Origin of the sequence: Brevibacterium sp. Mu109 (assembly GCF_900169375.1) — a bacterium.
Classification (GTDB): Bacteria; Actinomycetota; Actinomycetes; order Actinomycetales; family Brevibacteriaceae; genus Brevibacterium; species Brevibacterium yomogidense_A.
In genome coordinates, this window is the sequence record NZ_FXZF01000091.1 from 1 (window position 1) to 1,435 (window position 1,435).

General features: G+C 62.2%; 1 protein-coding gene. It reads right to left on the reverse strand.

Features of this window, described 5'->3' with window-relative positions:
* Window positions 1-35: 35 nt before the first annotated feature.
* A complete protein-coding gene (locus tag BSP109_RS16555; protein ID WP_374700182.1) occupies window positions 36-1,376 on the reverse strand; it encodes an IS256 family transposase in 1,341 nt (446 codons plus the stop codon).
* Window positions 1,377-1,435 lie beyond the last annotated feature (59 nt).

Here is a 1,435-nt window from a genome sequence, read left to right on the forward strand (position 1 = left end):
TGGGGCGTGTCAAGAGATTTGTGTATGGGACTTTCTCAGAGGTAGGGATTGATTCTGTCGGGGTAGGCCACCTGCAGCTGCGCGAGGGCCTGCTTCCAGTTCGTTGTGATCTGTCCCTGCACGAGCCTGCCTGACGCCTTCCGCGGCCCCGTCGTGCCGCGTTCTTTCTCGCGTTCACGGGCGCGTTTGTCCTCGATATTGCAGATGGCCAGCCACAGCAGCTTCACAACGGAATCATCCGTGGGGAATTGGGACCGGTTCTTCGTGACCTTCCGCAATTGGTAGTTCAACGACTCGATCGTGTTCGTCGTGTAGATCACCCGACGCAGCATCGGCGGGAACGACAGGAACGGCGTGAACCGCTCCCACGCGTTCTCCCACACCGCGACCGCCGAGGGATACTTCCGACCCAGCTCCGAACTCGTGAAGGCTTCCAGCGCCACCAGCGCGGTGTCCTCGTTCGCTGCCGAGTAGACGTCTTTCAGCGCCTTCGATACGGCCTTGCGGTCCCCGTAGGCGACGAACCGGTTCGCCGCCCGGATCAGGTGCACGACACAGGTCTGCACGAGGGAGTCAGGCCACGTCGCCTCGATCGCTTCGGGCAGCCCGGTGAGCCCGTCGCAGCAGACGATGAGGACATCCCGGACACCACGGTTAGCAAGCTCCGCGCACACATGAGCCCAGAATGAGGCGCCTTCGGTGTTCTGCACCCAGATGCCCAGCACGTGCTTGATGCCATCCATATCGACGCCCACAGCGATATGGGCGGCTTTCGACCTCACGTGGCCGTTGTCGCGGACCTTCACCCGGATCGCATCGAGGTAGACGACCGGGTAGAAGTCATCCAAAGATCGCTGCTGCCACTCCAGGACCGCTTCGAGGACCGCGTCGGTGATGTTCGAGATCGTCTCGTGTGACAGCTCGGTGCCGATCGTCGTGACGAGGTGGTGCTGGATGTCCCTGATCGTCATCCCGCCCGCGTAGAGACTGATGATCATGTCATCGAGCCCGCCCAGCCGGCGCGAGCCTTTCGGTACCAGACGCGGCGTGAACGAGCCGGCACGGTCCCGGGGAACGGCGACCTCGATATCGCCGGCCTCGGTCGCGAGAGTCTTACCATAGGAGCCGTTGCGGGAGTTCGGTGTGCGCTTGGCGTCGCGGTCTCCAGGCGCATAGCCCAGGTGCGACGTCATCTCTGCCTGGAGGCCCCGTTCGAGGGTCTCCTTGATCAGCATCGGCACGAGCCCACCATCACCGGTCAGCTCGACGTCGCCGGAGTCGATCTTGGAGAAGAGCTCATCGAGCGCACCGGAGGCCTTGAGCTCTTCAACGGCCTCAGAGGCTGTCCTATTACGGGTTTCGTTCGTGTTCGTCACGGTCACCATCATGTCCTTTCATTCGGTGATCCGATACACAAACCATCTGACACCCTCCG